Origin of the sequence: Amantichitinum ursilacus (assembly GCF_001294205.1) — a bacterium.
GTDB lineage: Bacteria > Pseudomonadota > Gammaproteobacteria > Burkholderiales > Chitinibacteraceae > Amantichitinum > Amantichitinum ursilacus.
In genome coordinates, this window is the sequence record NZ_LAQT01000009.1 from 108,002 (window position 1) to 124,444 (window position 16,443).

Below are 16,443 nucleotides of genomic sequence, written 5' to 3' on the forward strand. Positions count from 1 at the left end.
ATTCAGCCTGGCGCGCAGATAGTCGTTGGGCAGTGACTGCGCTATCGAATTGAGCCTTGAGGCTGATCAAGCGCAGCGCCGCCCCCGCTGATTGGGCGTTGACCGATGCTGCTTGCTGCTGTTGCTGAGTGCGCAACATGTCTTGCTGTCGCGCCAGCGACAAACGCAATTCCGCCAGCGATCCCACGCGATTGCCATCGTATTTTTCGCCGGTCAGTTGATAGAGTGGGGCGCCTTTATCGACAGCCTGGCCCTCAGCAATAAATAACCGCTCAATACGGCCTTCAGTTTGTGTCACTACTTTGATCAGTCCGGTCGAAGGCATGACTAATCCATCCAGTCTGGATTTGCGCGTGTAGGTGCCCATGGTGATAAAGGCAATTAATGAAGCAAGAATAGTGATGCTGGCCCAAGCCAACGCAATGATCGGCAGGCTGGAGGGAATCAAAATAACGCCCTCCAATTGCGCACGCTGGGCATCGAGATAACCTTGCCGATAGAGTGGTGTTTCGGGCGCGGGCATAGCGTTCCAGTTTCTGGATTACGAGGGACTTGAAAATGGCTGCGTGTACTAATCGTTAAAGCAAAAGCCCACGGTAACGGCGATCCCGTTCAATAAGGCGTGCAATGCAACAGTCATCCAGAATGCCTGGCTTTTAGATTCGGGGCGCCATGCAATATAGGTGTAGCTCAGGACCAGGCCGGTGCTGAACGCCTCGACCATGAACTGGAGTCCATGCAGAAAATGGATAGCTCCGAAAATGGCAGCAGAGATTAGAAGGACGAAAGAGATATTTAAATATCTTTTTAACGCCTCATAGATCAATTGCTGAGTGAGCAGAGTCTCAATGATCGGCGCAATAATGACAAAATCGACGAGTTTGGATTTTATTTCTTCATCGGACAGCGTGATCGTATTGCCCCGCCCCAGCTCCGATGGAATCCCGATCAGCTCGGCAAAAATTGAGAATATTAATCTGAGGATTAGAGCGGCTATGATGCACTTGATCAAAAAAATACATTTTGATCGTCAGCGCCATGAGTAGAGCTTGTCCCAAATTAAATTTTGTATAAGGCCAGTGCTGTAAAGTGCTTTCATTTTTAACCCGAAATTTCCAAAACAACTAGACCAAAGGGGGGCGGGCGCCCCCTGTGACAATTATTTGCTTCGCCCGTAGACTTTAATCCGTCCGCTGTTCGGGCCATAACCACCATAACCCGATCCGGGTGTTGCTTTCGGGAGGCCGTTATGCGGAGCGTGATTTTTGTACCCTGAGGCTATCCATGTGCCAACTTGGTATCCCGTGATTGCGCGACCAGCAAAATCCACGAGTCGGACCGCCCCCCGTGCGAGGCTTATTCCTACTCTGACAATATTTCCTCCGCCTCCAATCTGCAATACTTCGTCATGAGTCAATTCGCGCATGATGATTCTCCTGAAATGCAGCGGATTCGCGCTGCCCGATTCAAGTTGTCATTGGCTGCCAGGTGGCATTCACCGGATCGCTGCGACATCCGGTTCTGCAATCGGTGATTGGGCCTATTTGCCGTGACTAACCACAGTCCAACGTCGCATATCTGTTATTTCGTTAATGTTGCATATTAAAAACCATCTCTGATTTAAGTCCGGATTAAAAGCAGCCGGCTTTATCTATTGATATCGCAAATAGATTGGGAGGTATCTTCTGCATTACATCGCCATGCATATAGGACACCTCCCCGGCGAACGAAGCATATAAATCTCGATATGCCGAATAATATTCACTGCGCAATTCTTTAAGCCCGCACAGTGCAAACGCCTTGGCTTCCAGCGTCGCGTGGCGGCCATTAAGTAGCGTCATAAAGTAGTGCGCCGCGTGCTGTCGCAAAATAATCTGATCAAATATCTTTTTGCCGGGTAAGGGCTGTGCGGCAAGGCCAACATCCGCCATCCCATACAACGATACCTTCGCGAGTTGGTTAGCTAATTCAGGATCCGGCTTTCCCTTGTTTGCTTCTGCAATCTGCTGCTCTGTATCTGGAAATAGATGTTCAATAAGCTGAAGGGAGTAGCCAACAACCACAAAGCACATCACTGTCGCCACGAAGTAGTTCTGCAGGGTGAGGACAACATCTTTCCAACAGGGTGGTTTTTTGATCAGACTTGAATGGAGATCTGCATGTGGCATGGCGTATTTCCATAGTTGAATGTAATCAGGGAACGCCGGGCATAATCTTTGGAGCGGTCGCATCTAACGCTTGCGCAAAAATCTAAACTCACTTCAGGCGCCATGCTTTACAGCGAGATAACGAGTGCGCTTGCAAGCGCACCATGCGGAATTTGGCAAATAATCATGCAAAAAAAGATATTTTCATTTTTTACCAGCTTGCCGTGTATTTGCGATTAGCGCGCCCATATTGGCAGCCAGAGCGCAGCTGCGGCAGAACTGGCATTCAATAACGCATGAAGAATCCATGTAGCCAAGATTGCGCGTTTGATTGAGAAATCTCGCCATGCTATATAGCTAAAGCTCAAAAAAGGCCATCTAATGTGGCTAGCAGGATCATCGCCGTTTTGCCTTCAAAATGAAGCAGTCCAAATGTAATAGCGCTTAAAATCAAAATCCATATCTTGGGCGTAAACTTCTTCAGAATTTCGTAGGGCAGTGCTTGGCATAAAATAGTCTCAATCAATGGACCAACAATAATCAGGTCGGGCAGGGCGTTGATGATATTTTCGCGAGAATCATTGGTCAGATCATAAATACCGATATCTGCGGAAAAACCGGCCAACACTATTAAATATCCAAAAACCTGATTCAATCCGACCGCAATGAAAGCCCATTTCAATACAAAAAAGAAAGCCGCATTGCCTCGGGCAGACTGCATGCGATGCCAGGCTTTTTCCAGAGCGATCACCTTTGTCTGTGATTTTCCGATTGATGTCTCGGATTGAATGTGACTTAGTCCTTTTTAAAAATTTACGAACAATCGCATCGACCGTCTTTCGAAAAAATCTACACCAAGTGTAGATGAGAATGGTTCTTTATTTGGCGGAATAATTGCGAGGTTTTACGTGTTGCGGATTTTAAATTGAGGCTATTGATGCTGGTGATTACGATCATCGAAATTAGATTTAACGCGTAAAATTAATTGCGAATAATCTCAATGCATCGTCGGTAGCAATCGCGGTGGCTCGAATTTGCGAGGCGTTTCCGGCTGATGCGCCATGGATCGCATAACGGCTTAAGCCTGCACCGAGCCCGAGTGGCCATAATGAAATCACTAGCCGCACGTCTCGGCGTCCGGCGTCCCCGCATTGATTCAAAGGATCCCCATGAAACTCTTTCCCGCCTGGGTCTGGTTCGCCTTCGGTTCGGCCTTCTTCGCCGCGCTGACGGCCTTGTTTGGCAAGCTGGGCGTGACCGGCGTCAATTCGAATTTCGCCACTTTTATCCGCACGATCGTGATCCTGATCGTTACAGCGGGCATCTTGTCGTTGCGCGCCGAGTGGCAAAAACTAGGCGCGATTCCGGCGTATAGCTGGGTGTTTCTGGTGTTGTCGGGCATCGCCACGGGTTTGTCCTGGCTGTGTTATTACCGCGCCTTGCAGATCGGGCCGGTGAGCAAGGTCGCGCCGATCGATAAGCTCAGTGTGGCCATGGCGATTTTGTTGGGCGTGGCGTGTGTGGGGGAAAAATTGACGTGGCCGGTGGCGGTAGGGGGCGGGCTGATTGTGGCGGGTTCCATCGTCATCATTGCGTTCTGACGCGCGGCGGCCGTGCAAAAAAACGCCAGCGAGATCGGCGATACGATCCGGCTGGCGTAGCCACGCATCGCGTGGTCAGAGGGTCATTCAATAAGGCGTACAGGACGGGGCGGGGTTGTTGGGCCGCGGCGTTACCAACGGTCCAGCCCCAGCAATTTGCGCCCGAGTGGATTCAGCTGCGCCACCTCGGAATGGTGTTTCTCCCATTCGCGCGGATCGCCCGGGAAGGCGTCGCCCAGTGGATGGGTTTGCGCGGCCCAGGTATGGATGCGCGCCTGGCGCAGTGGTTCGTTCTCGTAATCTGCCGGGAACATCGAGATGTATTGCGCCATGCGCACCCGGTTCTCAGAACGGTTGGGGCGCACGCCATGCGCCAGCAGGCTATTAAAAATCAGTAAGTCGCCCGGTTCCATTTCGGTATTGATCAGCTCATGCCCGGTAATGTCGGGCGCAAACGGGTTCGAGCCGGGCGGCTGCTTGCTCCACCAGTCTTCGATCTCGGCAAAAATGCTGGGCAGGCATTGAAAGCCGCCCGTCTCGGCGTCCTGTTTTTTGAGCGATAGCACGCCTTGCACGGCCACCGGCAAGGGCCGTTGCGACACATCCACGTCAAAGTGCACAAAGCCATTGATCTTGCCTGCGGCGCGCGCGCCTTTGTTGGGTGGATTAAGGTTGGCGCGGTCGACCGCTACCCATAAATCTTCGCGATCCCAGATATCGACAAAGGCGTCGTACACGCGCGGATGCTGGCGCGTGGCCCACATGGCGGGGTGGTTGTAGACCTCGACCATGCCGGTGTTGTTCAGCTCTTTCATTTTGTGATCACGCAGCTGTGGCTTGTACCAGGTGCTGTCATCAAGGGGGTCCATTTCCTGGAATTGCCACAGCATATCGACCACCGCATCCACCTGGTCTTGCGGTACCGCCTGGCGCACGATCACATAGCCTTTGCTGATCCAGTGCTGCCAATCGGCTTCGCTCAACACGCGGAGCGGTCGCGTTTTTTTGATGTCTTTCAGTTGTGTGGTGGCGCCGCGTGCGCCGGGGTGGCTACCGTGCCCATCGGGGTCTGTGGTCGGCGCTGCGGCCGCTGCATGGATATTCATGGTGTGTGTCTCCAACGCCTTGTTGTGGAAGCACTATTCTGCGGATGGCGCTGACTTGTGGCACGTACAGGCAGGCGCTGGCACTGATACTATTCGGGCGTTTGTAGTGATATCGCATCAACAACGGGGCCGCCATGCGTGCATTTTTTGAAGCCATCATTCCCGACCCCGGCGCATCGTGGGCGTTTCTGGACCGGCGTCTGGACGACGGCATTCCGTTCGAATGGCATCACCATCCGGAATACGAACTAACGTTGACGCTCAACAGCCGTGGCTATCGTTATATTGGCGATGACGTGGAGCCTTACGACGATGGCGATCTGGTGTTGGTGGGACCGGGTATGCCGCACAGCTGGCTGTCGCGCGAGGCCATTGATGGCAGTCAGCCGCATGTGGCTTTGGTGGTGTGGTTTACGCGAGAGTGGATCAGTAATCTAACGCGCTCTTTCCCGGAATTGCAGCCAGTGCAAGGCATCCTGGCGCGTGCGGCGCAGGGGCTCAGTTTTGGCGAAGCCACGCGTGTGGCTGTGGCGCAGGCGATGATCAAGATGCGCGGCGCGACGCCCGCGGCACGATTGTTATTGCTGCTGGAGGTATTGCACGCGCTGTCGCTGGACCATGCTGCCACGCCGCTGTCGAATATCGCGCGCGATGATCCCGCCCAGTTGTCGGCCGAGCCACGCATTGCACGCGTGTTGCAGCATCTGCATACACATTTTGCCGAGCCGATCAGCGCTACGGCGATGGCGCAACTGGCCTGTGTCAGCACGTCGGGTTTGCATCGCATGTTCAAGCGTCATACCCGCACGACGCTGGTGGATTACGTCACCCGCTTGCGCATCGGTCGCGCCTGTTCGTTATTGATTTCCAGCGCGCGGCCGATTGCGCTGGTCGCCAATGCGGTGGGCTATAGCAACTTGTCTTTATTCAATCGCCAATTTGCGCGCGTCAAAGGCGAGGCGCCCAGCGCCTTCCGGAAGCGGCATCAGGCCGTGTTGGCGGGACAGTGATCGGGCAGGGGGATCACGGGCGTCACTGCGGGTAGCGTGCGGGTCAGGACCAGATTCGATCCAGTTGCGGCGCGTAAAAATGCAGCGCCTTGCGATATTGCATGACTTCCGAGTCGGCGCTGGTGTCGGCCAGCGTGTGCAGCAACAGCTGTATCGCCTGCGCATTCCGTCCCAGGTTGTGCAGCGTCATCGCGTAAAACGCGCGCAGTGCTGCGTTGTCGGGAAATTCTGCCAGCGCATTCTCAAAGACGGTGGCCGATTCGGCATAGCGCCCCAGTGTGCGCAAGGTGCTGCCCAGGCCGATGAATGCGCCGTGCCGGTCGGGCGCTGTCAACGTGCCGGCCAGCGCGCGTTGGTAGTACGGCACCGCCTGGCTTTCCAGTCCCAGAACATCAAAGCTCCACGCGCATTGGTACTGCACGGTAGCGTGATCGGGGTATTGCGCCGCGAGTTCGACTAGCGCCTGATTGGCGGCCGCAGTTGCACCGCTTTCGCGTAATGCGACGGCGGCCGCGAGTTGTTGCTGCAATTCGAGAGAGGCCATAAGTCGGACTCGCGCAATAGTGAAGGGCGATCAGTGTAGAAGCGCGGGGCGGCGCGGCAAAGCGGATTGTTCCGCTACCGGGCGCTCGTCAAAACTGGCCGAGCCACAGTCGCGCGCCCACCGCCAGCAGTAGCGCGGGCGGCATCACTGCCAAGCCCACTTTAAAGAACTGCCAGAAGCTGACGCTCATGCCTTCGCGCCTTAACGCGCCTCGCCACAAAATGGTCGCCAGCGATCCGGTGACTGAAAGATTGGGTCCAAGGTCGACTGCAATCAGCACCGCGTCCACGACGGCGGATGGGCTATGCGCCTGCGTCAAGCTAGAACTGGCTATCAATCCCGCCGGTAAGTTGTTGATTGCATTGCTGCCCAGGCCGATGGCGGCCGCGGCGAAGGCGGCGGCGCGTGGGGCGTTGGCCTGGGTTTGTGTGACTAGCCAGGAGGCCAGGGTGTGGATGACGCCGGTATGGTCCAGCACCTGCACCAGCACAAACAAACCGGCCACCAAGGGCAAAACGCTCCAGGAAATATCGCGCAATACCGGCCATGGCGCGCTGCGTTGTTGCGCGCAGACGATCAGCAAAGTCAGCACGCCAAGGATGGCCGTGGGCAGGCCCAGCCGCATGTCCAGCGCCGACACCGCCAGCAACACCAGTGCGGTGACCACAATGCTGGCCAGTGCAATCCGGCCGTGCGTGCTCAACGGCGGAATCTGCAGCGCCTGATTGCAGCGTCCGCCCAGGTGGCGTCGCTGCGTAAGCCATAGCAAGGCAAAGGTCGCGGCGATCGAGAGCAAGGATGGCAGCGCAAAGCTGCGCAACCACGCCCCCAGTGGCGGCATATGGTTGCCGTATAAAACCAGGTTCGCCGGATTGGAAATCGGCAAAACAAAGCTGGCTGCATTGGCCACCAACGCGCAGATCAACAGCAGCGGCAAGGCCGGTGCATTGGCTTTGCGCGCCACGGCAAATACAGCGGGCGTCATCACCACTGCGGTGGCGTCATTGGATAACAAAGCGGTGACGCCCACGCCCAGCATGTACACCAGCACAAACAAACGCGTGGTGGAGCCGTGCGCGTGGTTGACGGCATAGGCGGCAATCCAGTCAAACAGGCCTTCGCGCCGGGCGATTTCTGATAACAGCATCATGCCGATCAGAAACAAGTACACATCGGTGCCTTCGCCAATGGCATGCAGCGCCGCGGGGATGGGCAGCAAACCCAGCAGCACAATCAGCGCCGCGCCGCCGCAAGCCCAAACCGCTTCGGGCCAGCGCAGTGGGCGCAAGATGACGCCGGCAGTGGCAATCAGGCAAATCAGCCAGGCCAGATGGGATGCGGTCACAGCGGGGTCTCGGTGTTGTTGTTATGCGCAGTGGCGGCCCGGGGTCGGACCGGCACACTGCGTTACGGAAATTGCGTCAACGTCGCCAGCGGCTTGGCCGTGTTGGCGCTATCGCCGGTGCTGTTGATGATGTGGCTGATCTCGCCCTTGGTGTTCTGGCATTGCGTGCTCAAGTGCTTGAACGTCACGCCCGCATTGTTGGGCGTTTTGAATGCCATCGCCTGTTTGATGGGCGCGTCTGCCGCGAATGCGCAATATACGCTGCCGCCCCATAGCTCGTGCGTCAGCACGCTGCTGGCCACCGTGTAATCCGCGTACCCATTTTGATCACCGTCCTGCCACGACGCCTGGTCCGGCATATCGGTGGGGCTTTCGCCGCGATAGCCATACACATGCCCGCGCACACCGTTCCATTGCACCGGATATTGCTGGTAGTTGGCGACATTCAGCCCGTACAGGCTGACGTCCGCCCCATTCACGATCAGGCCATTGGCGGCGGTGTTGGCCGCCCAGCCAGTGATGTTGTCGGCAATGCCATGGTCAGCGCGCCACAGCCAGACATTGTCGCCAATCACGTTGCCGCTGTTGATGGTCAGGCTGGTGGTGGCGGCCGCATTGGCGGTGCCACCCACGCGAAAATACACATCATGCAAGGAGCTGGGATCGGCCGCATGGCCCAGGCTGGTGCTGCCCAGCTTCAGCAATACCGGCGAATTGCCCGGGCCGGCATCAAACAACAAGCCGGCGATCTTGACGCCATCCACATCGTCCACATCCATCGCATCCAGCCCGGTATCAGGCATCAGCGTGGCCAGGCCCATGCCCAGGATGACGGTGTCGGCTTTGATCACATGCAGCGTCTGGTTAAGGTGGTACACGCCGGGCGTAAACAGCAAATGCAAACCTTGCGCCAGCGCGCCATTCAGTTGCGCCGCCGTCACGCCGGGCAGGGCAATAAAGAAATTGGCGATGGGGATGGCGGTGCCCTGCGGCGTGCCCGAGGCCCAGCTGGTGCCGGTGCTGTTGGTGGTCAGCGGCGGCACAAATACGTTGTAGTTACCGCTGGTGTCGATGGTCAGAAATGGCTTTTCACGCATCACCGGTGTGCGCGTGACGGTGGTGTACAAAGCGGCGGGCCAGATCGGCGCGGTGGGCGGCGACACATTGCCGACAAACACGACATTGCCACTCATATTGGGCCACGAGCCCCAGAGCGAATTGCGGCTGAGCCATTGCTGGCCGGGCCCGGCGATCATCTGATTGTCGATGCGACTGTCGCCCACGTAGCCACTGCCACTATTGGCGCAACTGGCCCCGCATAAATCCAGGCTGCCTTTAACGTGCACGCGCCGCCACGGCGCGGCAGGCGCAGCCACCCAGCGCGCGATGCCGCCCGTGGGCGCTACGGCCAGGTTTTCTGCGCCGCGCCAGGTGCTACGCGCGGGGTCGAGGCCGGTGCTGGTGTCGGCCTTTTGCTGCACGCTACCATTGATGGTGACTTCATCCGGGGTCATGCCCAGACCGTGCACGGTGGTGTAGTAGCCCACGTTAACGTTAAGCGCGTACGAGCCCTGCTTGAACAGGATGGCGTAACGTTGCGTGCCGAATTCATTGGTCTTTTGCTGCGCATACAGCGCGTCCAGTTGCGCTTGCAGCGTGGTGGTATTGGCGCTGGGGTCGACCACGATCACGTTCGCGCCCAGGTCGACCACGGTGGTGGTGCCATCGCCGCCGCCACTATTGATGCTGGCCGGGCTGGACGCGGTGGCGCCGTTATTGCCATTGGCGTTGTTGTTGCCATCCACGCTATTGGGGGCGGAGGCATTGCCGCCACCCGCGTTATCCGAACCACCACCGCCGCCACCGCCGCCTGCAACGGGCGGCGCGACGAAAGTGGGATTGGTGCGCACATAGCTGGGCGTTTGGGCATAGGTCACCGGCGGCGCGACGGGCGCGGCGGCGGCCACCACTGGCGCGGGCGTCGGGGTCAGATCTTCCGTGCCATACACCAGTTGCTGTGTGGCCGTGCCGCGCGGTACGCCGCCCACGCCCAAAGTAAAGGTGTATTGCACGGTCGCGCCGGTCGGCACGCCGCTGATCTGCCAGGTATTGGTTTTGCCATCGCGGCGCATTCGCACCTTGTGCGGCGCGCTGGCGTTAACGCGGTAATCCACATCGGCCCACGGTGCGCCATTGGCAAAAAACGCCACCGAGCCATTGGCCAGTTGCCGCGCGCCGCTTTCCACTTTGGCCAATGCGGCGGCATCGGCGGCGGTAATCGGGGTGGTGACAATGGCGGTCTGGCGTGCGGTGCGGCGGGTAATCGTTTTGTTGTTGGGGCCGGGCTGGGTGACGCTAAAGCTGTATTGCAGTCGCGCGCCGTCTTTCAGATCGGACAGCAGCACGGTCTGGCGCGCGCCATCGGCGTCCAGCTTGCGGGTGAGGGTCGGGCCGTTGTTGATGCGATAAGTCAGGCTGGCACTGGCCGAGGCGTCGGCCACATAAAAGCGCAGTTGCCCGGCTGCCGCGGGTTCGATGCCAGCCTGCAACGGCGCGGCGGGGGCGGATTTCTTTGCCGCGGCGGCGGCCGGGCGGGCCGTGCTGGCCGGCGCCGCCCATAACAAACCGGCCGTTGCGCTCAGCCCGGCAAACAGCACCAGCGCCAGCCCGCGGCGCGTTGTTGAAGTCCAGTCAGTCGGTGGCAGCATCGAGCCCAGGTTCATCAATCGCAGTTCCAGATCGCCCACGCGGGCGCGCCCGGTAGATTAGGCCGTCGCGCCGCGTTTGCGCAACCACGCATCAATCCAGCACCACCGGCTTGGGTGGATCCACGCCCAGACCATCACCGTGGCCGGTGGCGGCGTCGTGCAGATACGGCCCGGTCGCATCGCGCCCCAGCAGTTTGCGCAGGCGCACGCCCAGGCCATCGACAAAGGTGTAGATCACCGGGATCACCAGCAGGCTAAGGAAGGTGGAGGTAATCAACCCGCCCACCACCACAATCGCCATCGGCGCGCGAAACGACGGATCGGTGCCGATGCCCATCGCCACCGGCATCATGCCCGCGCCCATGGCCAGCGTGGTCATCAGCACCGGCCGGGCGCGTTTGTGGCAAGCGTCCATCAGCGCGTCGTAGCGGCTCAAGCCATAGTGTTTACGCGCCATCACCGCGTATTCCACCAACAGGATCGAGTTTTTGGTCACGATGCCGGTCAACATCAAAATGCCGATCAGCGAGGACAAGCCGATGGCGTTATGCGTAATCAGCAAAGCCAGCATCGCACCGCCAATCGACAGCGGTAAGGCGGCCAGAATGGTAAATGGCTGCAAAAAGTCATGGAACAGCAGCGCCAGCACCGCATAAATGCACATCAAGCCAATCAGCAGCGCCATACCAAAGCTGACCGCCAGCTTGGCCATTTGCTCGTCATCGCCGGTAGCCAGGCGCGTAACGCCCGCAGGCAGATTGCGGATGGAGGGCAGCGCTTTCACTTCGGCCGCCACATCGCCTATCGGCCGACCATTGGTTTCCACGCTCAGCGTCACATAGCGCTGCCGGTTGCGGCGATGAATTTCGGTGGGGCCGCTATCCATGCTCAAGGTGGCCACCGACGACAAGGGCACACCGCCCGCACGACCGGTCACGCGCAATTGCCCCAGCGCTTCCAGATCATTGCGCACCGCCGGGTCCACCTGCACGCGCACCGGCAACTGGCGTTGCGGCAGGTTCAGCTTGGCCAGGCTGGTGGAAAAGTCGCCATAGGTGGCAATGCGGATGGTGCTGGCCAGCGCTTCGGTGGTCACGCCTTGCTCGGCCATTTTCTCCGGGTCCGGCGTGATATGGATTTCGGGGCGGACCACACTGCTGCTACTGCTGACATTGCCCAGATCTTTCAGGCTGCGCAGATCGCGCGTGATGTTGTTGGCGGCGGTGGCCAGCGCGGTGGAATCATCGCTGGTAATCGTCACCTCCATCACCTGACCGTTGCTCTCGGCCGCGATGGCCACTTGCACGCCAGGCAATGTCCACAAGGCTTCGCGGATGTCGCCTTCAATCTGCGACTGGCTGCGCGAACGATCGGCGCGCGGCGTCAGGCTGACGGTCAAGGTCGCTTCGTTTACCGCGCTGGAAGCCGCATCGCTGGTGGCATCGCCCACCACGGCATATACCTGCGTGACGTGGTTCACCTTTTGCAGGCGGCGCGTGGCTTCCAGTACGGCGGCTTCGGTTTCTTCCAGCTTGCTGCCCGGCGCCAGTTTCAGCGACACGGTGGTCATGCTGTCATCACTGGGTGAGATAAAGCCGGTGGGCAAGAGCGGCACCAAAGCCAGCGAGATGATCACAAACAAACCAGCGGCTGCGGCGGTGCGGCCACGATATTTCAGACACGCCGCCACCGCTTTCAGATAACGCTGCATCAGCCAGCTATCGGTCTCGGGCTTGGGATTGTTCTTGAGCACATACGCCGCCATCATCGGCGTCAGCAAACGCGCCACCATCAGCGACGCCACCACGGCCACCGAAACGGTCAGACCAAACTGGATAAAGTAGCGCCCGATAATCCCGCTCATAAACGCGGTCGGCAAAAACACCGCCACCAGCGTCAGTGTGGTGGCCACCACGGCCAGGCCGATTTCATTGGCGGCATCGGTGGCGGCTTGCATGGGCGATTTGCCCATGCGCAAGTGGCGCACGATGTTCTCCACTTCCACGATGGCGTCATCCACCAGCACGCCCACCACCAGACTCAAGCTAAGTAACGTCAGGATGTTGAGGGTAAAGCCGGCAAAGTACATCACGCCAAAGGTCGGAATAATCGACAGCGGCAACGCAGCGGCCGACACCAGCGTGGCGCGGTTGTCGCGCAGAAACCACCACACCACCAGCACCGCCAGCAAGGCGCCTTCGTACAGCAGGTGCATCGAGCCGGTGTAGTTGTCTTCCGTCGGTTGTACCCAGTTCCAGATTTCGTGGATTTGCGTTTGCGGATGCGTCTGGTTGAATTTGGCCACCGCTTTGCGCACGCCTTTGGCCACTTCCACTTCGCTGGAGCCCAGTAGCGCCGTCACCTGAAAGCCCACCACCGGCTTGCCATCCAGTGCCGCCCAGGCAAAGCGGTCTTCTTGCGTATCGCTTACCTTGGCAATCTGGTCCAGCCGCAAATGCGTGGCGCTGGAAAGCACCAGATTGCTGCTGCTGTTGGCGGTGCCGGTGACCGTAACCGGAATGCTCAGCGCGCCCAGTTGCTCGGGCATGCTCAGCGCGCCCAGCGTACGCAGGGATTGATTCTGCCCGCTGACGGTACCGCGGCCGCCCGAATCATCTTTCTGGATTTGCGCAATCTGGTTGCTGACGTCGGCCGCGGTAATGCCCAGGCCCGCCAGTTGCGCCGGGTCCAGGCTGACCTGGATTTCGCGCTGCACGCCGCCGGTTCGCGTAATGGCGTTGATGCCTTTCACCGCCAATAACGCTTTCGAGATGTCGTTATCGATCAGCCACGAGATATCGGCCTCGCTCATATTGGGTGCGCTCACCGTATACGCCAGCAGAACCTCACCCGTGGTGGTGATTTTGGACACCGTGGGCGGCTCCACCGTGCTGGGCAAGTCGGCGCGCGCGGCGTCGACGGCGTTGCGCACTTCGCTTAACGCTTCTTCGGAGTTCTTTTCGATATCAAACGACACGCGCACGCTGACATTGCCGTCGCTGATGCTGCTGCTCATATGGTCGATGCCTCCGACCGTGGCCAGCTTGTCTTCCAGCTTGCGCGCGACTTCGTTTTCCAGTTGCTCGGGCGCGGCGCCTTCCAGCGTGGCGCTGACCAGAATAATGGGCAGATTAACGTCCGGCATTTCGGCCACGTCGATCATTTTCAGGCCGTAAATACCCACCAGTGTCAGCATCACAAACAGCAGGATGGCAGGCACCGGGTTGCGGATGGACCAGGCGGAGATGTTCATGATTGTTTACCGGTTGCGGCTTGGGCCTTGCCTTGTACGGCGGTGGCCGGGGCGGGCGCGGCCAGTGTAACCAGATCGCCATCGCCGAGGAATGCGCCACCGCTGGCCACGACTTGGGCATCGGCATTCAGGCCGTGGGTAATCTCGATCAGATCGCCTTGCTGACGACCCGTGCTCACCAGTGTCTGGCGTACTTGCGCGGGTTTGTTGGCGGCGCGCGGCAGCAGCGTAAATACATAATGCTGGCCATCACGTGCGGTGACGGCGGCGGCGGGCAGGGTCAGCGCGCTGCGCTGGCCGGTGGTGATGCTGCCACTGCTGTACAAACCGGCTTTAACACCCGGCGCGCGTTCCAGATCGACGTAGACCAGCGCCAGGCGCGTGTCATTGCTCAGCGTCGGGCTGACGATGCGCACTTTGCCATGCACGTTAACGCCGCCCGGCAGCGTGACCAGCGCGGCCTGGCCCGGCGCTATGCCTGATAGCTCGCCCGGCGCGACTTCGGCGCGCCATTCAATGCGGTTCTGCCGCACCATGCGGAACAGTTCGCTGCCGGTGGACACCACATTGCCTAGCAAAGCGCTGCGCGACGAAATCACGCCGTCATCCACCGCGCGCACTTCGGTTTGTTGCAGACGAATCGTGTCATTCTGCAAATCCGCTTGCGCCGAGGCCAGATTGGCCTGCGCAGTTTGCTCGGCCACCATGTATTGCGTAATCGCTTGTTCCGACAACGAGCCCGAAGTTTTAACCACGCGCGCCCGGTCAGCGTCCGATCTGGCTTGCGACAAGGCGGCCTGCATTTGCGCCACCACCGCCTGGTGCTTGGCGATATCGGCGTGCAGGGCGGCGGTGTCCAGCGTGGCCAGTACCTGGCCGCGTTTAACCTGGCTGCCCACATCGGCCTGCACCGTGGTAATGCGCAGCGATCCGGTCTCGGCCGCGATCACCGCTTCCTGCCATGCCGCCAGCACGCCGGTGGCGCGTATGGCGCTGTTCCAGTCGCGTTGCTGCGGCTGCACCAGTTTGACGGTCAGCGCCGTCTTGGCATTGCTGGCGGCCGGTTCGGGTTTGGCCTCGGCATGCGAGCGCTTGAGTAAAACAGTGGCAGCGCCAGCGGCGACAACCACCACCGCGACGATCAGATATTTAACGGCGGGCTTCATAGTGCGGCTCCGGGTGTAACGGTGTTGTGTGTCGGCGCGATGGCCACGCTGTCGGCAGTCCAGCCGCCACCCAGCGCTTTGTAAAGGGCAATCCAGTCTTCGATGCGATCGCGCTGCACGCCAATCAGATTGACGCGGGCGTTGAGCGTGTCGCGGCGCGCCAGTTCCAGCGTCAGCGCGCTGCCCAGTCCGGCCTTGTTGTTGGTGGTGGCGGCGTCTTCATAGTCTTGATAACCCTGCACGCTGATCGCGTAATCGCTTTGCTGCAGCGCCGCGCTATTGAGCTTGACCATGGCCTGTTCGACTTCCTGCACCGCGCTGCGTACTTTGCCGCGCCACGTGGCCAGCGCCAGGTTGTAGCGGGCGATGGCGGCGCGCTCGGCTGCGTCATTGGCGCCACCGTCCACTAACGGCACGGCCAGCGCCGGTGCAATTGACCACGGCAACAGCGTGCTGCGCGTACCGGCTTGCAAGAGCGACGACAGCGAAATCGAGCCGCTCAGCGTCAGATCGGGGTATTTGGCCGCTTGCGCCGCGCCGATTTCGGCGCTGGCAGCGGCGAGTTCGCGTTCGGCCGCAGCCAGATCGGGCCGTTGCTGCAGCAATTGCGCGGGCACGCTGTTGACGGCCACGTCGCCCAGCGCGGGCAGGGCATCGGGCGTGCCACCCAGCAAGCCGCGCAATTGCGGCTCGTCCATGCCGGTCAGCCGCACCAGCGATTTCACCGTGATGTCGCAACTGGCGCGCGTGCTGGTCAGCGCGATGCTGACCGCGGCGGCGTTGGCGCGCGCTTGCGCCAGCTCGGAAGGCGGTTGCAGCCCGGCTGCGGCGTTTACGCCCGTCAAGCGCACGGTTTCCTGATACGACTTGACGCTACGTTCGTATACATCCACCTGCAGCTGGCAGGCGCGGTAATCGACGTAATCAGTGGCCACTTCGGCGGCCAGGCTGATGCGCGCATCGTGCCAGTCGGCCATGCGCGCGGTGATGCGGGCGGTGGCGGCTTCTTTATTGCGCCGGATCTTGCCAAACAGATCCAGCTCCCACGATGCATCCGCGCCCACGCTGCGATTGGTGCTGGCGGGTACGGCATCGCTGCGCTTGTCCCCGGCGCGCGTCACGCTGGCGTTGCCATTGATTTGCGGCCAGGCGGCGGCGCTGTCGGTGGCCAGCGTGGCGCGCGCGCTTTCGATATTGGCCCAGGCCTGGTCCAGCGTGGGGCTGTCGGCTTCTGCCGCGGCAATCAATTGGGTCAGCACGCGGTCGCCCGCTTGCTGCCACCACGCCACCAGTTGCTGCGTTTTGCCCGCATGCGGCAGCGTGGCCTGCCAACCGGGCGGCATGGCCGGTTGCGGCGCTTGATAATCGGGGCCGACGGCGCAGCCCGCCAGCGCCAGAGCCAGCAGCGGCGTCATCAGTCCGCAAAAACGACGGTTAAACATGGCAGGAATAATCCGGTATTTGTCTACGGCAGGATTCTGGCCGCTGCGCGGGTTAACCGCAGTAAACCGAATGTAAAAACGCGTAAAGATGACGCAGACGCTACAAAACGATACCGGTGCT

13 protein-coding genes are annotated in these 16,443 nt (G+C 59.7%); 3 read left to right on the plus strand and 10 right to left on the minus strand.

Annotated features, from left to right (window positions below; translation table 11 throughout):
- Positions 1–112 precede the first annotated feature (112 nt).
- Positions 113–268: a hypothetical protein gene (locus tag WG78_RS22710; protein WP_161805108.1), complete on the plus strand. Its 156-nt coding sequence runs from the start codon at positions 113–115 to the stop codon at positions 266–268.
- A 303-nt stretch (positions 269–571) separates the two neighbouring features.
- Here the strand turns inward: WG78_RS22710 and WG78_RS11865 are convergent, their stop codons facing one another.
- From WG78_RS11865 to WG78_RS11875, 3 genes are all read right to left on the minus strand, one after another.
- Positions 572–1,012, minus strand: a complete 441-nt coding sequence (locus WG78_RS11865; protein WP_053938047.1) for a CPBP family intramembrane glutamic endopeptidase — start codon at positions 1,010–1,012, stop codon at positions 572–574.
- A gap of 619 nt (positions 1,013–1,631) precedes the next feature.
- Complete coding sequence (locus tag WG78_RS11870; RefSeq protein ID WP_152969174.1) at positions 1,632–2,168, minus strand: hypothetical protein; 537 nt, start codon at positions 2,166–2,168, stop codon at positions 1,632–1,634.
- Between the two features lie 343 nt (positions 2,169–2,511).
- Positions 2,512–2,898 (minus strand): CPBP family intramembrane glutamic endopeptidase, encoded by a 387-nt coding sequence (locus WG78_RS11875; RefSeq protein WP_083458962.1) that lies wholly within the window; start codon positions 2,896–2,898, stop codon positions 2,512–2,514.
- Positions 2,899–3,316: 418 nt separating this feature from the next.
- Here WG78_RS11875 and WG78_RS11880 point away from each other — a divergent pair, with 418 nt between their 5' ends.
- Complete coding sequence (locus WG78_RS11880) at positions 3,317–3,748, plus strand: EamA family transporter (protein ID WP_053938050.1); 432 nt, start codon at positions 3,317–3,319, stop codon at positions 3,746–3,748.
- Between the two features lie 131 nt (positions 3,749–3,879).
- On the opposite strand, the gene WG78_RS11885 is transcribed toward WG78_RS11880, so the two are convergent.
- Positions 3,880–4,854: a phytanoyl-CoA dioxygenase family protein gene (locus WG78_RS11885; protein ID WP_053938051.1), complete on the minus strand. Its 975-nt coding sequence runs from the start codon at positions 4,852–4,854 to the stop codon at positions 3,880–3,882.
- A 134-nt stretch (positions 4,855–4,988) separates the two neighbouring features.
- Between WG78_RS11885 and WG78_RS11890 the strand changes: the two genes are divergently transcribed.
- A complete protein-coding gene (locus WG78_RS11890; RefSeq protein WP_053938052.1) occupies positions 4,989–5,864 on the plus strand; it encodes a helix-turn-helix domain-containing protein in 876 nt (291 codons plus the stop codon).
- A gap of 43 nt (positions 5,865–5,907) precedes the next feature.
- Here the strand turns inward: WG78_RS11890 and WG78_RS11895 are convergent, their stop codons facing one another.
- The 6 genes from WG78_RS11895 to WG78_RS11920 form a co-directional block, all read right to left on the minus strand.
- Positions 5,908–6,408: a tetratricopeptide repeat protein gene (locus tag WG78_RS11895; RefSeq protein ID WP_053938053.1), complete on the minus strand. Its 501-nt coding sequence runs from the start codon at positions 6,406–6,408 to the stop codon at positions 5,908–5,910.
- 88 nt (positions 6,409–6,496) lie between these two features.
- Complete coding sequence (locus WG78_RS11900; RefSeq protein ID WP_053938054.1) at positions 6,497–7,753, minus strand: arsenic transporter; 1,257 nt, start codon at positions 7,751–7,753, stop codon at positions 6,497–6,499.
- Positions 7,754–7,815: 62 nt separating this feature from the next.
- Entirely contained in the window at positions 7,816–10,500 is a 2,685-nt protein-coding gene (locus tag WG78_RS11905; protein ID WP_053938055.1) for a pectate lyase-like domain-containing protein, read from the minus strand.
- 52 nt (positions 10,501–10,552) lie between these two features.
- Positions 10,553–13,714, minus strand: a complete 3,162-nt coding sequence (locus tag WG78_RS11910) for an efflux RND transporter permease subunit (protein WP_083458965.1) — start codon at positions 13,712–13,714, stop codon at positions 10,553–10,555.
- Positions 13,711–14,880 carry an efflux RND transporter periplasmic adaptor subunit gene (locus WG78_RS11915; protein ID WP_053938056.1) on the minus strand — a complete coding sequence of 390 codons (1,170 nt, stop codon included), beginning with the start codon at positions 14,878–14,880 and terminating at the stop codon, positions 13,711–13,713. Before WG78_RS11915 ends, WG78_RS11910 begins: the two co-directional genes overlap by 4 nt.
- Positions 14,877–16,322 carry an efflux transporter outer membrane subunit gene (locus WG78_RS11920; RefSeq protein WP_053938258.1) on the minus strand — a complete coding sequence of 482 codons (1,446 nt, stop codon included), beginning with the start codon at positions 16,320–16,322 and terminating at the stop codon, positions 14,877–14,879. The genes WG78_RS11915 and WG78_RS11920 overlap by 4 nt, the downstream gene beginning before the upstream one ends.
- Positions 16,323–16,443 lie beyond the last annotated feature (121 nt).

What these genes read in the sequence shown, in the direction of transcription:
- WG78_RS11870 (WP_152969174.1), bottom strand. Translation starts at nt 2,168, where the DNA reads ATGCCACATGCAGATCTCCATTCAAGTCTGATCAAAAAACCACCCTGT.
- WG78_RS11880 (WP_053938050.1), top strand. Translation starts at nt 3,317, where the DNA reads ATGAAACTCTTTCCCGCCTGGGTCTGGTTCGCCTTCGGTTCGGCCTTC.
- WG78_RS11885 (WP_053938051.1), bottom strand. Translation starts at nt 4,854, where the DNA reads ATGAATATCCATGCAGCGGCCGCAGCGCCGACCACAGACCCCGATGGG.
- WG78_RS11890 (WP_053938052.1), top strand. Translation starts at nt 4,989, where the DNA reads ATGCGTGCATTTTTTGAAGCCATCATTCCCGACCCCGGCGCATCGTGG.
- WG78_RS11895 (WP_053938053.1), bottom strand. Translation starts at nt 6,408, where the DNA reads ATGGCCTCTCTCGAATTGCAGCAACAACTCGCGGCCGCCGTCGCATTA.
- WG78_RS11910 (WP_083458965.1), bottom strand. Translation starts at nt 13,714, where the DNA reads ATGAACATCTCCGCCTGGTCCATCCGCAACCCGGTGCCTGCCATCCTG.
- WG78_RS11915 (WP_053938056.1), bottom strand. Translation starts at nt 14,880, where the DNA reads ATGAAGCCCGCCGTTAAATATCTGATCGTCGCGGTGGTGGTTGTCGCC.
- WG78_RS11920 (WP_053938258.1), bottom strand. Translation starts at nt 16,322, where the DNA reads ATGTTTAACCGTCGTTTTTGCGGACTGATGACGCCGCTGCTGGCTCTG.